A 15,267-nucleotide genomic window follows, 5' to 3' on the forward strand; every position below is an offset into this window, starting at 1 on the left:
CGTCGGTCCAGCCCTCGTCCGTCGTCGGTTCGCTCCCGGTGGTCGACGTCGGTTCGCTCCCTCTGGTCGACGTCGGTTCGTTCCCGCGGGTCGACGTCTCCCGTGCGGTCACCGATGCACTCCGCGACGTCCACGGCGGCCGGCGGAGAGGGGCTCGCTCGTGCGCTCGGGCGCGCGTCTCGCCCATCCCGGTGCTCTTTCGGGACGAGGACCCACTCCGATGATGAGCGCGGGGAGGACGGCGAGCGCCGGCAGCCGACGCAGCACCCGCAGCACCGGGGGCGGCGGGCCTCCGGGGTCGCCGCGGAGCGCGGGCATGATGACGCCCGCATGCAGCCCGCGCTGGACGGCCTGGATGACGGCGGCCGGCAGCATGCGGCGACGTTGCACGCGCTCGAGTGCGCGGAGCCCCTCCCGCGTGTGCAGGATGCCGCGGCGCAGCGGATTCGCGAGGACGCGCGCCGCCGCGACCGCGTCCTGCACGGCCAGGTTGATGCCGACACCGCCCACGGGAGACATGGCGTGCGCGGCGTCGCCGATGCACAGCGCGCCGGGCACTAACCACCGGCGAAGGCGGTCGACGCGGACGTCGAGGTGCTTCACGTCATCCATCGATGCGACCGATCCGACGTCGTCGGCGAGGGCGGGGAGCAATGCCGCGGTGTCGGCTCGCAGCGCCTCGATCCCCCGCTGCCGCATCTCCGCGTCCGTTCCCTTCGGGCCGAGGGCGGCGATCTGCACGTAGCCCCTGCGGGGGATGGCGATGGACACCCGGCCGCCGCCCATCCGCGGGAGCAGCGACTCCTCGAACGGATGGGCCGAGGTCACGCGATACCACCACACGTCGAAGCCGACCGGGAAGGACCGCGACGGCAGCGCGAGCTCGCGGCGGATCGTGCTCCCCCGCCCGTCGCAGGCGACAGTGAGATCGGCGCGCAGCTCGCCGGCGCCCTCCGGCGAGCGATACCGCACGCCGACCACGCGGTCGCCCTCGCGCAGCACCCCCGTGACCTCGTGACGGGTGAGCAGGGTGAATCCCCGCTCGCGGGCCGCGGCCTGCGCGAGGAGGTCGAGGAGGTCCCACTGCGGCACCATGGCGATGTAGGGATGCCGCACCGGCAGCCGCGTGAAGTCGGCGATGGTCGTCTCGACGCCGTCCGCATCGGGGAAGACGACACGTGTGATGCGCGACTGCGGGATCTCGTCGAAGGGCGGCAGCAGCCCGAGGTCGTCGAGCAGCGCCAGCGTCGTCGGGTGGACCGTGTCGCCGCGGAAGTCGCGGAGGAAATCCGCGTGCTTCTCGAAGACCGTCACCTTCACCCCGGCCCGCGCGAGCAGCAGCCCCAGGACGAGGCCCGCCGGTCCGCCGCCCGCGATGACGCACGAGCCCGCGATCGGCGGCGCCTGCCTCTTGTCTCTGCTCATCACGCCCCCTGTCGATCATGCATCGGTGCGACGACGTTGACCAGGGCGGGGCGCGGGTGATGCCGGGGACGCGGCACCCGGAGAGACGACTTGACCAGAGCGGGACGCGGGTGATGCCCGGGACGCGGCATCCGGAATTCTTGTATCAGGCTCGGGCGGGGGCGCTCTCTCCATGCATGACCTCGAACCGCGGACCCGCAGCGATGCCGGCGCGGATGCGACGCTGGGGCGTCGCTCGGGGCTGAGGGGGGACGACCGGAGCCGTGGGGGTACGGCATCCGGGCCGGTCGGGCGCGAGCTGGGGGCGCGCCCGACCGGAGTCCCGCTCCTCACGCTCAGCATGCCGATCCGGAGGAGATGCGCCGGTCGGGAGGACGGATGCCGCAGTGGACTCCTCCGCATCGACACATCTCCTCTCGTTCGGCACGCGTCATGAGCGGACCTTGTGGAGGTTCTGCGCCACCGCGCGCATGATGACGTCCTGCACCTCGTGCCAGCGCTCGACGACCGCGACGTAGCCGACGCGGATGACGTGGTACCCGAGGAGTGTGAGCTGGGCGTCGTGGGCCATGTCGCTGTCGCGCTGCGCGCCGACGTGGTGTCCGCCGTCGATCTGCAGGACGAGCCGGTCGCCGATGAGCAGGTCGACGCGGTGGCCCGCGATCAGGATCTGCCGTCGGAGCGGAAGCCCGAGCCAGCGCAGGCGCGGGACGACAAGGGTCTCCAGACCCGAGTCGGCGTAGTCGTCGGCTTCGTCCAGGACCGCCCGAGCCGACGCCGGCAGCCGGAGGCGGCGCAGCGACTCCCTCGCCACGACGCCTGTGCGGAGGGCGGACTCGAAGACGACGAGCGCCGATTCGAACGGCTGGCACGCGGCGACGAGGCACAGCGCGTTCTCTGCCGTGTCCTCGAGCTGCGCCGGATGTCGCGGCACCGGAGGAACGGACCAGTGCACCGTCGCTCCGCGCCATGTCGCATGCCCGGAGTGCGGCGGTGCAGCGACGTGGATGTCGGCACCGTCCAGCACCCACAGTCCGAGACGCTGGGCACGGGTCACGCACGACAGGACGACCCCGGCGCGAGCGGCCGAAACGAGCAGCGGGTCCGCACTCCGGGTCGCGACCCAGCCGTTGCGCACCCGCTCGATGCGGCCGGCGGCGAGCGCACGTTCGACCTCGCGCCTACTGAAGCCCCGGCGTCTCAGCGCCTGGACGCGGATGACACCGCCGACGCTGTGCGCAGCATCCTGGATCTTCTCCATGCCTGCATCGTGCCGAAGCGGCACACCCGTACGAGGGGGTGGTGCGCGGATCCGGGGTCAGCCCGCAACGACCCGCCTTGGGGAGGAATCTCGAGCACGCGCAGCGCGTACAGAAAGGGAGGAGATGTGTCGGTCGGGAGGACGGATGCCGCGGCATCCTCCTCCGGAACGACACATCTCCTCCCGATCAGCACGCCGGAGGCTGGGCCAGCAGCCCGCGAGCCTCACTCGGCGCGGGAGACCCGCACCATCTCGCCGCGCTCGACGACCTTCACCCGCGCTCGACCCTGGGGTGCGCCCAGACCGATCTCGTGCTCGTCGAGGCGGTGCCAGCCGTCGAGGTCGGTCCACGCGACGCCGCGCTCGGCCAGCAGTGCGGGGATCGCCTCGTCGGACGCGTCGGCGGGCTGCCACCACGATGCCTGGTCGTTGATGATGTGGCGCACGGTCTCCATGGCGTCGGACTTCGTGTGGCCGATGAGGCCGACCGGGCCGCGCTTGATCCAGCCGGTCGCGTAGATGCCGGGCACGCGCTCGTTGGAGTCCTTGTGGAGGACCTTGCCCTCGTGATTCGGGATGACGCCGTGGCGCTTGTCGAAGGGGACGCCCGCAAGCGGCGATCCGAAGTAGCCGACGGCGCGGTACAGCGCCTGGATCGGCACCTCGCGCAGCTCGCCGGTGCCCACGACGCCGCCCTGACCGTCGGGCCGCGTGCGCTCGTAGACGAAGGCGCTGACCCGGCCCGCGTCGTCCTTCTTGATCTCGACGGGCTTCGCCCAGAAGTGCAGGTGCAGGCGGCGGGACGCTGTTCCGCCGGCGTTGTTGACGGAGTCGCGCGTGCGCCACGACTGCAGCACGCGGTCGATGACCATCACCTGCTTGTTGCTGGCGATCGCCGCCTTGGACGCGTCGTCGTAGTCGAAGTCCTCGTCGTAGACCACCATGTCGACGTCGCGGAGCTCGCCGAGCTCCCGCAGCTCGAGCGGGGTGAACTTCACCTGCGCGGGGCCGCGGCGTCCGAAGACGTGGACATCGGTGACGGCGCTGGCGGCGAGACCGGCGTGCACGTTGTCGGGGATCTCGGTCGGCAGCAGGTCTTCGGCGTGCTTGGCCAGCATGCGCGAGACGTCGAGCGCGACGTTGCCGTTGCCGATCACCGCGACGGACGCGGCGTCGAGCGGCCAGGTGCGCGGCACATCGGGGTGGCCGTCGAACCAGCTGACGAAGTCGGCGGCTCCGTACGATCCGTCGGCGTCGATGCCGGGGATGTCCAGCGAGGTGTCGCGGATGGCGCCGGTGGCGAAGATGACGGCGTTGTAGTGCCGCTTCAGGTCGTCGAGGGTGAGATCCTCGCCGAAGCGGACGTTGCCGAAGATGCGGATGTCGCCGCTGTCGAGCACGTCGCGCAGGGCATTGACGATGCCCTTGATGCGCGGGTGGTCGGGGGCGACGCCGTAGCGCACGAGTCCGTACGGCGCGGGGAGCTGCTCGAAGAGGTCGATCGACACGTCGAACTTGCGCTCTGCCTTGAGGAGGATGTCGGCGGCGTAGATGCCCGCCGGTCCTGCACCGACGATGGCCAGCCTGAGCTTGGTCATGGGGGTCCTTTCACACGATCGCCGAGCCGCCGGCGAAACGGCGTGCCCGACGAGGGGGGTTCAGCTGGAGCGGTCCGAGACGGCGCGGGCGAAGCGCGTCAGCGCCTCCTTCACCGCACCGTCGGGAACCGGAGCGAGGGCGTCGATCGCCTCGCGCGACCACGCGTGAGCGAGATCGAGGGTCGCCTGGGTCGCCTCGTGCTCGCGCAGCTCGGCGAGCGCGGCGTCGAGGATCGCCGGGTCGGCGCCGTCCGCGATGCGGGCGACCCCGTCGTCGATGCGCGTCCGCAGGGCGATGGAGGCGGCATCCGCCCTCTGGCCCAGCAGGAGGTACGGCATGGTCGGCACCCCGGCGCGGAGGTCGGTACCGGGCACCTTGCCGGTGATCTCGGGGTCGTTGGAGAGGTCGATGACGTCATCGAGCAGCTGGAACGCCACGCCCGCCTTCTCGCCGAAGACGACCATCGGCTCCTCGAGCTCGGCCGGGCCGTGCGAGAAGATGATGCCCGCCTGCGCCGCGGCGGCGATGAGCGAGCCGGTCTTGTCGGAGAGCACCTGCAGGTAGAACTCGACGGGATCCTCGTCGCCCTGCGGACCGACGGTCTCGTGGAACTGTCCGAGCACGAGGCGCTCGAACGTGTCGGCCTGCAGCTGGATGGCCTCCTCGCCGTGCCGCGCCATGATCTGGCTGGCCCGCGAGAACAGCAGGTCCCCGGTGAGGATCGCGACGTTGTTGCCCCACACCGTCTGGGCGGCGGGAACTCCGCGGCGCCGGTCGGAGGAGTCCATGACGTCGTCGTGGTACAGCGAGCCGAGGTGGGTGATCTCCAGGGCGCTGGCGGCCTGCACGACCTCGTCGGTCATGCCGTCGCCGAGCTTGGAGGTCAGCAGCGCGAGCATCGGGCGGAGGCGCTTGCCACCGGCCTCGTAGAGGTAGCGGCTCGCGGCATCGGCCACCGGATAGGTCACGGTGAGCTCACCGGCGAGGTGCTCCTCGACGCGCTGGAGACCCTTCTCGACCTCCGACAGCAAGCGCCGCGAACGGGGTCCGGCGAAGATCCGGTCGGTGAAGCCCAGCTTGCCCGCGAGGGGCGAACCCGGCGCAGAAGGGGTCACGCTCCCAGCCTACCGGGCCGGGAGGGCCGGCCTCCCCGTCGCAGCCCTGATCAGGCGGGCTTCACAGCCCGGTGGAGGGCGACGATTCCGAACGAGAGGTCGCGGTGGGCGACGCGGGTCCAGCCCGCCTCGCGCATCCATCCCGAGAGGGTCCGCTGGTCGGGCCAGTCGTTGATCGACTCGTTGAGGTACTCGTACGCCTCGGCGTTGGAGCTCACCGCCTTGGCCACCGCGGGCAGGATCCTCCCGTTGTAGAAGCGGTAGAGCCCGGCGAACGCCTTCGACGGCGGGTGCGAGAACTCGCACACGACGATGCGTCCGCCCGGCTTGGTCACGCGCAGCAGCTCGCGCAGGGCCTTCTTGGGCTCGTCGACGTTGCGCAGCCCGAAGGACATCGTGACCGTGTCGAACTCGTCGTCCTCGAATGGGAGGTCGGTCGCGTTCGCCTCGACGAAGCGGAGATTCGGGATGCCGCCTCCCACCGCTCCGGAACCGTACCGGCGCTCGCCCTCGGCGATCATGCCGGGCGAGAAGTCGGCGGCGACGATCTCGGCGCCGCTGCGCGCGAGCGCGACGCTCGAGGCGCCGGTGCCGGCGGCCAGGTCGAGGATGCGCTGACCGGCCCGGGGCGCCACGGCACGCGTGGTCGCGACGCGCCACAGCCGGTCGTTGCCGAGGCTGAGGACGGTGTTGGTGCGGTCGTACGCGGGAGCGACCTCGTCGAACATGCCGCTGACGCGGGCGGGGTCCTTGCCGAGGTCGGCGCGGTGCGAGTCCGGGGTCACCCGACGAGTCTAGGCGGGGGTCGCTGTGCCGGCGCCGGGAGCGTCGCCGGGCCCGAGCCCGAACGCCGCCAGCCGCGCGAGCCACGCCGCGGCGGTCGCGGGGTCGAACGGCGTCAGCCCCGCCGTCACCTGGCGCTCGAGCTCCGTGGCGAGCGCGTCGAGGTGCTCGACGATCTCCCCGGGGTAGCCGTACGCCACTCGGTGCTCGTCCCACTCGTCGCGGTCGTCGATGTAGATGCCGCGGTCGACGCGCGACACGACGTCGAGGTCCATGTCGATCCCCGTGGGATCGGTGCCCTCGTCCCACCGGACGTCCCACGCGATGTCGATGTAGACCGAGGTCGGGTGCGGGGGCGCGTTGTGCGTGTAGGCGTAGTCGCCGCTCAGGGGCAGCAGCGTCACGCTCGCATGGTCGGTCGCGAAGTCGCGCCCGGGGCGGGTGCTGCGCCAGCCGGCGGGCTGGCCGAACCACTCCCCCCACTGGTCGCGGCCGAGGTAGACGCACTCGTGCACCCAGTGGATGCCGCCGTCCCACTTCCGCCAGCGGAACGCCAGGGGGCTGCCCGGGGCCGGACGGACGGGGCTCTGCGGCAGGCGGTCGTCGGTCACGGAGCCGAGTCTAGGCTGGGAGCATGAGCAGCCGGCCCGCGCACACCGCGCCCCCGCGGCTCCGCTCCATCACCCGCGAGATCGAAGCGGTCGAGGACGTCCTGGCCTACACGCCGGGCTACGATCCCCTCTTCTGGAGCCGCCGCGGCGATGCGATGGCCGGCTTCGGATCGGTGCTCTCCTTCGGAGCGCGGCCGGGCGTCGGGATCGCGCAGATCGCCGCCACGTGGCGGACGCTGTCGGCCGCGGCATCCGTCGACGATCCCGTCGGTGTGCCCGGATCGGGTCTCGTCGCCTTCGGCGCCTTCGTCTTCGACCCCCGGTCCGCGCGGCGCAACACGCTGATCGTGCCCGACACGATCGTCGGCCGCCGCGGCGGCCGGTCGTGGGTGACGCGCATCGGCTACGTCGACGCGGAGGGCCTCGAGCCCGAGCTGCCCCCGCGCACCCCGTTCGGCCCGCACTGGTCGGCGACCCTCGGCCCCGGCGCGATGACGCCGGAGGGCTATATGAACGCGGTCGCCGACGCCGTCGAGGCGATCCGCGCGCGACGGCTCGACAAGGTGGTGCTCGCGCGCGACCTGGTGGGCACGATCCCGGCCGGCTCCGACCTGCGGCGGCTCGTGCGCGAGCTCATGACCGGGTATCCGGACTGCTGGACCTTCGCGGTGGACGGCACCATCGGCGCGAGTCCTGAGACCCTGGTGTCCGTCGCCCACGGCACCGTCACCGCTCGTGTGCTCGCCGGAACGAGCGCACGGGGCGCCGACGCGGACGCGGATGCCGCGGCATCCCTCGCCCTCGCGACCAGCAGCAAGAACCAGGACGAGCACCGCTTCGCGGTGCGGAGCCTGCTCGACACCCTCCGGCCGCACACGAGCGCGCTGGCGGCGGCCGACGAGCCGTTCACCCTCAAGCTGCCGAACGTCTGGCACCTGGCAACCGACGTCGAGGGCACGCTCGGCGACGCCTCGTCGGCCCTCGATCTCGTGCAGGCCCTGCACCCGACCGCCGCGGTGGGCGGCACACCGCGCGCCGTGGCGATCGACGAGATCCAGCGTCTCGAGCCCTTCGACCGCGGTCGATATGCGGGTGCGGTCGGGTGGACGGATGCCGCGGGCGACGGCGAATGGGCGGTCGCCCTGCGATGCGCGCAGGTGGGTCCCGCGGTCGTCGGGGCACCCACCATCCCGGTCGTCGCGCACGCGGGCGCGGGCATCGTCGTGGACAGCGACCCCGAGTCGGAGCTGCTGGAGACGCGCGTGAAGTTCCGCCCCATCGTCGACGCGCTGGCCTGACCGCGCGACCGGGACGACCGGCACTGCGCGCGTCAGGTCGCGGCGAGCCGCTTCTGCTCGGCCTCGACGTCGAAGGTGGCCTCCGGCCACTGCGGGTCGATCTCCTCGAGGGCGTCCAGCAGCAGCGCCTGCACGGCCAGCCGCGCGTACCACTTGCGATTCGCGGGCACGACGTGCCAGGGCGCCGCCTCGGTCGACGTGCGCTCGAAGGCGATCTGGTACGCCTCCATGTAGGCGGGCCACAGCTCGCGCTCGTCGACGTCGCCGGGGTTGTACTTCCAGTACTTGTCCGGACGGTCGAGGCGCTCGCCCAGCCGCTCCTTCTGCTCGTCGGAGGAGATGTGCAGCATCACCTTGATCACGCGGGTGCCGGCATCGACGAGGCGCTTCTCGAAGTCATTGATGGCCCCGTAGCGTCGCTCGATCTCCTCGGCGGGGGCGAGCGAGCGCACGCGGCCGATCAGCACGTCCTCGTAGTGCGACCGGTCGAAGACACCGATGAAGCCCGGCTCGGGCACGCGGCGCTCGACCCGCCACAGGAAGTCGTTCGCGAGCTCCTCCGTGGTGGGCTTCTTGAACGCCGTGAGCGCCACGCCCTGCGGATCGACGGAGCCGACGACGTGGCGGATGATCCCGCCCTTGCCGGCGGAGTCCATCGCCTGCAGCACGAGCAGCACGCCGGCCCGCGTCGCCTCCGACCGGCTCTCCGCGTACAGCCGCTCCTGCAGCTGGTCGAGCCGGATCACCCCGGCGGCCAGATCCTTCTGTCCGTGCGACTTGCCCCCCGAATATCCGGGAGTCGATGAGGGATCGAGGTCGGCGAGACGGAAGCCCGGCCCGACCCGCAGCGCTGCGGACGTGTCGGCGGACCAGTTCTGCGAGGTCGAGGCAGTCATCCCGCCATCATGGCCGCGCCCTCCGACGCCGGCAACCGCGGACGGCGATCCGACGGAGCCGGATGCCGCGGCATCCGGTCGCAGGGGTTAGCGCGCGAGCGGAACCTCGATCAGCTGACGCCCGTTCACGGGAGACGTCAGCAGCTGGTCGAAGGCCGACCGCGTGGTGACGCGGTGGTACTCCCAGCCGTAGGCGAGGGCGAGGTGCTCGAGACGCACATCGTGCGGCGTGTAGAGCACGCGCTCCATGTCGGCCGCCGGAGCGGTCTGCGCCACCTCGAGGGTGTCGAAGATCGTGCCGCCGCCGTCGTTGCCCACGATGACCTGCAGGCGCGGCTCCGGCTCCCCCGGCGGCAGCAGCAGACCGCCGACGTCGTGCAGCAGGGTGAGGTCGCCCAGCAGCACGCGCGTGACGCCGGCCGCCTGCGGGCGGGCGAGGGCGACACCCGTCGCGGTGGCGATGGTGCCGTCGATGCCGGCGAGGCCGCGGTTGGCGTGCACCGGGATCTTCTTGCCCCCGACCAGCGCGTCGGCCACCCGCACGAGCCGCGACGATCCGAACACGAGGCGGTCGTGCGGCCACGTCGCTCGCCACACGGCGTCGACGAGGGCGGCGCGGTCGACCGTGGCTCGCACGGCGGCCATCTCGGCCTCCAGCGCGACGCGGCGCTCGTGCGGGTCGGGCGAGGCGAGGCCGTCGGCGTCGGGAGCGGGAGGGGTGAGATCAACGGATGCCGCGCGGGAGGCCTGCAGCCAGGCGCCCAGCCAGTCGCGGTCGGTCTCGCCCGCCTCGACGGCGACGGTGTCGAGCGCGGTCGTCGCGCCGTTGAGGTTGAGCGGCTCACCGGGGCCGCGGAGCGCGAGGATCTCGACCTGCGGGTCGGACAGCAGGCGGTTCACCTCCCGGCTGAGCGTCGGGTGGCCGAGCACGACCGCCCGCTCGATGCGACCGCCGAGCTCGGCGTCGGACAGCAGACCGCGGTAGCCGTGCACGAGGTTGCGCCCGAAGCGCGCGCCGGAGACCACCTCGGCGATGAGCGGCCAGCCGCCGGCATGGGCGAGGGCCTCGGCGTCGGGCCCGGCGTCGGCGCCGGCGATGACGACCGTTCGCGGGCCGCGGGCGAGCACGTGCGGGTGCGCCTCCTCCTCGGGTGGCAGGTCGGACTCGCCGATGCCGCCGCCGCCCTGGTAGAGCGCCCCGGACGGCTCGTCGGCGGGGAGGTCGGAGTCGTCATCCTCGCCGTCGCCGGTCGGGTCGGGCCGCTCCGCGGCGGCTTCGCCCGCGGGAGCTGAGCCGGAGGGGGCCGCAGCGGCGCTCAGCCAGCCGGGCAGGCCGCCCGCAAGCGGCTCACGGCAGGGCACGTTGAGGTGCACGGGACCGGCGGACCGCGCGCCCTCGCCGAGCGCGGCGGCGACCGCGGCGGCGGCCACGTCGAGCAGGAGCAGCGTCTGCGGACCGTCGCCCGCGGCATCCGTCTCCTCGGGCACCGGCAGGTCGGCCTCGAGACGGATGCTCGGCGAGAACAGTCCCGGCTGCCGCGTGGTCTGGTTGGCCCCGACGCCGCGGAGCTCCGGCGGGCGGTCGGCGGTGAGCAGCACCAGCGGCACCCCGGCGTGATGGGCCTCGAGTGCGGCGGGGAGGAGGTTGGCGGCGGCGGTGCCGGAGGTGCAGATGACGGCTGCGGGAAGCCCCGACTCGCGGCCGATGCCGAGCGCGGTGAAGCCCGCGACCCGCTCGTCGATGCGGACGTGCAGCCGGACGAGACCCTGCCGCTCCAGCTCCGCCGCGACGAGGGCGAGGGCCTGCGACCGCGAACCCGGGCTGAGGACGATGTGCCGCACGCCCGCGCCCACGAGCCCGCCGAGCAGCGCAGCCGCGGCGTCGGTCGCCGGAGCGGCCGCGGTCCGTTCGTCGTCGAGCTCGGTCACCGGTCAGCCGACGGCGCCGCGCTGACCGCGGCCGTCGTCTTCACCGTCGACGGGCGGCGTGGGGTCGACGTCGGCGGCGGGCTTCTGTCCGTCGGAGCTCCATCGCGGGTCATCGCCCTCGGCGTCGAGCTGGGCGAGCTCCTCCTCGAGACGGCGGATGCGCTCGTCCTGGTCGCTCGTGGCGGCGCGACGCGTGAAGAAGTCGGGGTCGTCATCGGGGGCCACGCGGGTCGCGACGACGGACGCGCGCACGCGGCCGATCGTGAGCCACAGCAGACCGCCGAGCACCGGGATGAGGAGCACGATGAGGATCCAGATCGGCTTGCTCACGCCGCGGTGGCGGTGGGCGGGCTGCACCGCGCAGTCGACGATGGTGTAGACCCAGAAGACGGTCAGCACCAGCGCCACGATGAGCAGTACGCGAGCCACGTCCTCAGTCTAGGCGCGCGTTCCGGGGGCCGACCGGCTCGTGGCCGAACTGTGAGGGACCACCCAGGACAGGGGACGGATGCCGCACTCCGGCCCTCCCGGCCAACGGCGGCCACGCCGGAGCACGGCGTAGAATGAGGTGGTGAAGCTTCCTCCCGTGCTCGTGTTCACGGTTCTGAGGCTGCTGGCCTTCCTCGTACCGTTCGGCGTCATGATGCTGTTCCCGGTCTTCCGCGACCTCTACTGGCTCGCCGCGGTCTTCGCCGCCCTCATCGGTCTCAGCCTCTCGGTGATCTTCTTCCGGAAGCCCCTCGCGGCGGTGTCCGAGCAGGTCGAGCGCCGCCGTCGCACGTCCACGGTCGTGCGCGACGAGGACGTCGAGGATGCCGCGGCCGACGACATCGCGCCCCGCGACGTCTGACGCGCCGGCGAAGATCAGCCGACGAACGCCCAGAAGAGGAAGCCGGCATACGCCACCGCGGCGAGCGACGTCAGTGCGAGGGCGATGACGAGCTCCCGGGGAGCGCGATAGGTCCACACGATGAGGATGGCCGGCAGCACCAGCAGCAGCACGAGCAGCGACAGCCACGCGATCGGGTAGAACAGCGCCAGGAAGCCGGCGATCACGAAGGGCGCCAGGACGAAGACCGTGAACAGCACCTGGGTCGCGCGGCGCCCGATGAGCACCGAGAGCGTGCGCTTGCCGGCGAGGCGGTCCTGGTCGATGTCGCGGAGGTTGTTGGCCAGGAGCACGGCGCAGGCCAGGAGGCCGATCGCGACCGCTCCGAACCAGGCCTCCTGGGGCAGCTCCTGGACCTGCACCCAGGTGGTGCCGAGAGTGGCCACGAGACCGAAGAACACGAAGACGAACAGCTCCCCCAGCCCCGCGTAGCCGTAGGGCCGCTTGCCGCCGGTGTAGAACCATGCCGCGATCAGGCAGGCCGCGCCCACCAGCAGGAACCACCACTGCTGGGTGCGGATCGTGAGCGCGAGCCCGGTGACGCCGGCGATCGCGAAGAAGACGAGCGCGACGGTGAGCACCGTGCGCGGCTGGGCCCGGCGCGAGGCGGTCAGGCGGGCGGGGCCCACGCGGACGTCATCCGTGCCGCGGATGCCGTCGCTGTAGTCGTTGGCGTAGTTGACGCCGATCTGCAGGGCGACCGCGACGACGAGGCAGGCGAGGGCGAGCACCCAGTGGAAGAGCCCGTCCACGAGGATCGCGGCGCCCGTCCCCACGACGACGGGTGCGACCGCGAGCGGGAGGGTGCGCAGGCGTGCGGCGCCGATCCAGTCACGGGCGGTCGCCTTCTCCACCCGGCGCGGGTCCCGCGACGCGTGCGCGCGCTGCGGGTTGCCGCGCGGCGGCTGCCTCTTCGGACCGGGGTGCTTGCGCTTCTTGCTCGGGGTTCCTGCCACGAGTGGTCATCCTAGACGGCGCACCGGGAGCGGATGCCGCGGCATCCGCTCCCCCGCGGCGACGACGGAACCGTCAGCCGCCCGAGAGGCGCGACTCGATCGGCGCCCAGCCGTTCTCCAGCAGCGCGAAGCCCGCCTCGAGGATGCCGAGCTGGTCGTCGCTCTCGGTCACCATCATCTGCGTCTGCAGGACGAACCGGGCGTAGACGCGGATCTCGGCCGTCGGCTCGTCGAGTCCGACGTCCTCCGCGATCGCCTGGGCCAGCGCGTCCTCGTGCCGCAGCCACATCCTGGCGCCGTACTCCCGCAGGGCCGGCGTCTGATTCATGAAATCGATGAACACCCGGGCGACATCCGGCCCGTGCTCCTCCGCGCTGACGCGGACCTCCTCTACGTAGAAATCCTGGATGGCGCGGTGGATCGGCATGCCGGCCGGACGCTCCCGCACCGCGGCGACGAGACGGTCGCGCTGCTCGGTGTCCTCGTCGAAGACGAGTGCCTCCTTCTGCGGAAAGTGCGCGAAGACGGTGGTGGGCGAGACGTCGGCCGCGTCGGCCACTTCGCGGATGCTCACGTTGTCGAATCCGCGCTCGAGGAACATCATCGTCGCGACGTCGGAGATGGCCTTGCGGGTCGCGGCCTTCTTCCGCTCGCGGCGGCCGACCGGGCGGGGTTCGGACATGATCACAGTCTAACCGAACCGGTTTCATGACTGACTTGACACCCAATCTGGTATCGGTACAGTTTTGGTATGACTTCAGTTACTCCGGCAGCGCCGAGGCGCGCCTGGACGATGCTCATCGTCCTCACCATGCTCACGACGGCGGGCATGACCGTCGTGCTCCCCGTGCTCCCGTTCGTCGTGCTGCTCTACGTGCCGCAGGAGAACGACCTCGCGCTGTGGGTCGGCACGCTCGAGGCCGTCAACGGCCTCTGCGCGTTCCTCGTCGCCCCGTTCCTGGGGCGGCTGTCCGACCGCTTCGGGCGGCGACCGGTCATCATCGCCGCCGCCTTCGGCGCCGCGCTGTCGATGACGCTCTTCGGCGTCGGCGGCGCCATCTGGGTGCTCCTGCTGGCCCGCGTCATCCAGGGCCTCACCGCGGGCGACCTCCCCGCCCTGTTCGCCTACCTCGCCGACATCACCCCGCCCGCCCAGCGTGCGCGCCGCTTCGGACTCCTGGGTGCGCTGGCGGGTATCGGCACCATGATCGGGCCCGCCCTGGGCGGCGTGCTGGGGGCGATCAGCGTCGAGCTGCCGGTCTTCGTGACGGCGGGCCTCGCTCTCGTGATCGCGGTGCTCAGCCTCTTCCTCCTCCCGGAGAGCCACCTCCCGGAGAACCGCATCGCCCGCATCCGGATGCGCGACGTGCAGCCGTTCGCGGTCTTCCGCAGCGCGTTCCGCCGGCCCGAGCTGCGCGGGCTGATGATCGGCTTCGGACTGCTCGCGCTGCCGTTCGGCTTCTTCGTCAACAACTTCAGCGTCCTTGCCCTCGACGCGATCTCGTGGGGACCGACGCAGATCGGGCTCACGACCGCCGCCGTCGGCATCATCGACATCCTCATCCAGGGCGTGCTGCTCGGCATCCTCCTCCCCCGCATCGGCGAGCGCGCCCTCATCGTGAGCGGCATCGTGACGCAGATCGTCGGCCTCGCCGGCCTCGCCGTCGTCGCATCGGTCTTCGCGCAGCCGTGGCTGTTCATCGCCGGCGCGCTGATGCTGGCCGCCGGACAGGGCGCGTCGCAGGCGGCGATGGACGGCGCGATGTCCAACGCCGTCGGACCCGACGAGCAGGGCTGGCTCGGCGGTGCCACCCAGTCACTCAACGCCGCGATGGGCACCGTCGCCCCGCTGATCGCCGGCGCGCTCTACGTGGGCGTCAGTCACGCGGCGCCCTACGGGCTGGGCGTCGCCCTCATGGTGGTCGCGGCGATCGTGGTCGGCCGCGCGCACATCGCCGAGGCCGCGAGGCACCCGATGGAGCCGGCCGCCGCGGAGCCCGCGCCCGTGCTGCGCTGACGTGTCCCCATCGGAGGAGCGGATGCCGCGGCATCCGCTCCTCCCTTGATCGTCGCCGCGCATCGGGTCACACTGTCCCGCATGATCGAGATCGCGACGACCGTGCTGACCGTCGAGGACGTGGACCGCGCCGGCGACTTCTGGCGTGCGGCGCTGGGCTATGTGAACCGGCGGGCGCCCACCGACGACTGGGTGATCCTGGATCCGGCCGCGGGAAAGGGCGCTGCGCCGTCGATCGCGCTGTCCAGGACCGGGTACCCCCAGCACTACCCGCCGCGTCTGCACCTCGACATCTACGCGGATGACCAGGCCGCCGAGATCGAGCGGCTGCGGGGTCTGGGCGCCCGGGACGTCGCGTGGGACGGCTACCCGCCCGACGCCGACTTCGTCGTGATGGAGGACACCGAGGGCAACCGCTTCTGCGTCGTGGACGCGCCCGACTGGTTCGAGCCGGGCGGGCGCGAACGGCGCACCTGACGTTCCAGCGC

General features: G+C 72.2%; 15 protein-coding genes. 4 read left to right on the forward strand and 11 right to left on the reverse strand.

What is annotated here, in order from left to right; translation table 11 throughout:
* Positions 1-108 precede the first annotated feature (108 nt).
* The 6 genes from CVS47_RS12780 to CVS47_RS12805 all read right to left on the reverse strand — a co-directional run bounded on the left by CVS47_RS12780 (position 109) and on the right by CVS47_RS12805 (position 6,794).
* Positions 109-1,425 (reverse strand): FAD-dependent oxidoreductase, encoded by a 1,317-nt coding sequence (locus CVS47_RS12780; RefSeq protein ID WP_127096421.1) that lies wholly within the window; start codon positions 1,423-1,425, stop codon positions 109-111.
* Between the two features lie 430 nt (positions 1,426-1,855).
* On the reverse strand, positions 1,856-2,686 hold the full coding sequence (locus tag CVS47_RS12785) for a DUF559 domain-containing protein (RefSeq protein WP_127096422.1): 831 nt from the start codon (positions 2,684-2,686) through the stop codon (positions 1,856-1,858).
* A gap of 224 nt (positions 2,687-2,910) precedes the next feature.
* Entirely contained in the window at positions 2,911-4,284 is a 1,374-nt protein-coding gene (locus CVS47_RS12790) for an FAD-dependent oxidoreductase (RefSeq protein ID WP_127096423.1), read from the reverse strand.
* A gap of 60 nt (positions 4,285-4,344) precedes the next feature.
* Positions 4,345-5,400, reverse strand: a complete 1,056-nt coding sequence (locus tag CVS47_RS12795; protein ID WP_127096424.1) for a polyprenyl synthetase family protein — start codon at positions 5,398-5,400, stop codon at positions 4,345-4,347.
* A gap of 50 nt (positions 5,401-5,450) precedes the next feature.
* Entirely contained in the window at positions 5,451-6,185 is a 735-nt protein-coding gene (locus CVS47_RS12800; RefSeq protein WP_127096425.1) for a class I SAM-dependent methyltransferase, read from the reverse strand.
* Positions 6,186-6,194: 9 nt separating this feature from the next.
* The gene (locus tag CVS47_RS12805; RefSeq protein ID WP_241240150.1) at positions 6,195-6,794 is read right to left on the reverse strand and encodes a DUF402 domain-containing protein; all 600 of its coding nucleotides are present in this window, start codon (positions 6,792-6,794) and stop codon (positions 6,195-6,197) included.
* 23 nt (positions 6,795-6,817) lie between these two features.
* Here CVS47_RS12805 and CVS47_RS12810 point away from each other — a divergent pair, with 23 nt between their 5' ends.
* Positions 6,818-8,092: an isochorismate synthase gene (locus CVS47_RS12810; RefSeq protein ID WP_127096426.1), complete on the forward strand. Its 1,275-nt coding sequence runs from the start codon at positions 6,818-6,820 to the stop codon at positions 8,090-8,092.
* Positions 8,093-8,124: 32 nt separating this feature from the next.
* On the opposite strand, the gene CVS47_RS12815 is transcribed toward CVS47_RS12810, so the two are convergent.
* The 3 genes from CVS47_RS12815 to CVS47_RS12825 all read right to left on the reverse strand — a co-directional run bounded on the left by CVS47_RS12815 (position 8,125) and on the right by CVS47_RS12825 (position 11,346).
* Positions 8,125-8,988, reverse strand: coding sequence for a polyphosphate kinase 2 family protein (locus CVS47_RS12815; RefSeq protein WP_127096427.1), 864 nt, complete (start codon positions 8,986-8,988; stop codon positions 8,125-8,127).
* Between the two features lie 87 nt (positions 8,989-9,075).
* A complete protein-coding gene (menD, locus tag CVS47_RS12820; RefSeq protein WP_127096428.1) occupies positions 9,076-10,917 on the reverse strand; it encodes a 2-succinyl-5-enolpyruvyl-6-hydroxy-3-cyclohexene-1-carboxylic-acid synthase in 1,842 nt (613 codons plus the stop codon).
* A 3-nt stretch (positions 10,918-10,920) separates the two neighbouring features.
* Positions 10,921-11,346: a PLD nuclease N-terminal domain-containing protein gene (locus CVS47_RS12825; protein ID WP_127096429.1), complete on the reverse strand. Its 426-nt coding sequence runs from the start codon at positions 11,344-11,346 to the stop codon at positions 10,921-10,923.
* Between the two features lie 142 nt (positions 11,347-11,488).
* On the opposite strand from CVS47_RS12825, the gene CVS47_RS12830 reads away from it, so the two are divergent.
* Positions 11,489-11,767: a DUF4229 domain-containing protein gene (locus CVS47_RS12830; protein ID WP_127096430.1), complete on the forward strand. Its 279-nt coding sequence runs from the start codon at positions 11,489-11,491 to the stop codon at positions 11,765-11,767.
* A 14-nt stretch (positions 11,768-11,781) separates the two neighbouring features.
* On the opposite strand, the gene CVS47_RS12835 is transcribed toward CVS47_RS12830, so the two are convergent.
* Together CVS47_RS12835 and CVS47_RS12840 are read right to left on the reverse strand one after the other, a co-directional pair.
* Entirely contained in the window at positions 11,782-12,762 is a 981-nt protein-coding gene (locus CVS47_RS12835; protein ID WP_127096431.1) for a 1,4-dihydroxy-2-naphthoate polyprenyltransferase, read from the reverse strand.
* A 73-nt stretch (positions 12,763-12,835) separates the two neighbouring features.
* The gene (locus tag CVS47_RS12840) at positions 12,836-13,444 is read right to left on the reverse strand and encodes a TetR/AcrR family transcriptional regulator (RefSeq protein WP_127096432.1); all 609 of its coding nucleotides are present in this window, start codon (positions 13,442-13,444) and stop codon (positions 12,836-12,838) included.
* 69 nt (positions 13,445-13,513) lie between these two features.
* Between CVS47_RS12840 and CVS47_RS12845 the strand changes: the two genes are divergently transcribed.
* Together CVS47_RS12845 and CVS47_RS12850 are read left to right on the forward strand one after the other, a co-directional pair.
* A complete protein-coding gene (locus CVS47_RS12845; protein ID WP_241240151.1) occupies positions 13,514-14,779 on the forward strand; it encodes an MFS transporter in 1,266 nt (421 codons plus the stop codon).
* 81 nt (positions 14,780-14,860) lie between these two features.
* Positions 14,861-15,256, forward strand: coding sequence for a VOC family protein (locus tag CVS47_RS12850; protein ID WP_127096433.1), 396 nt, complete (start codon positions 14,861-14,863; stop codon positions 15,254-15,256).
* The last annotated feature ends 11 nt before the right edge of the window (positions 15,257-15,267 follow it).

This window comes from Microbacterium lemovicicum, from assembly GCF_003991875.1.
GTDB lineage: Bacteria > Actinomycetota > Actinomycetes > Actinomycetales > Microbacteriaceae > Microbacterium > Microbacterium lemovicicum.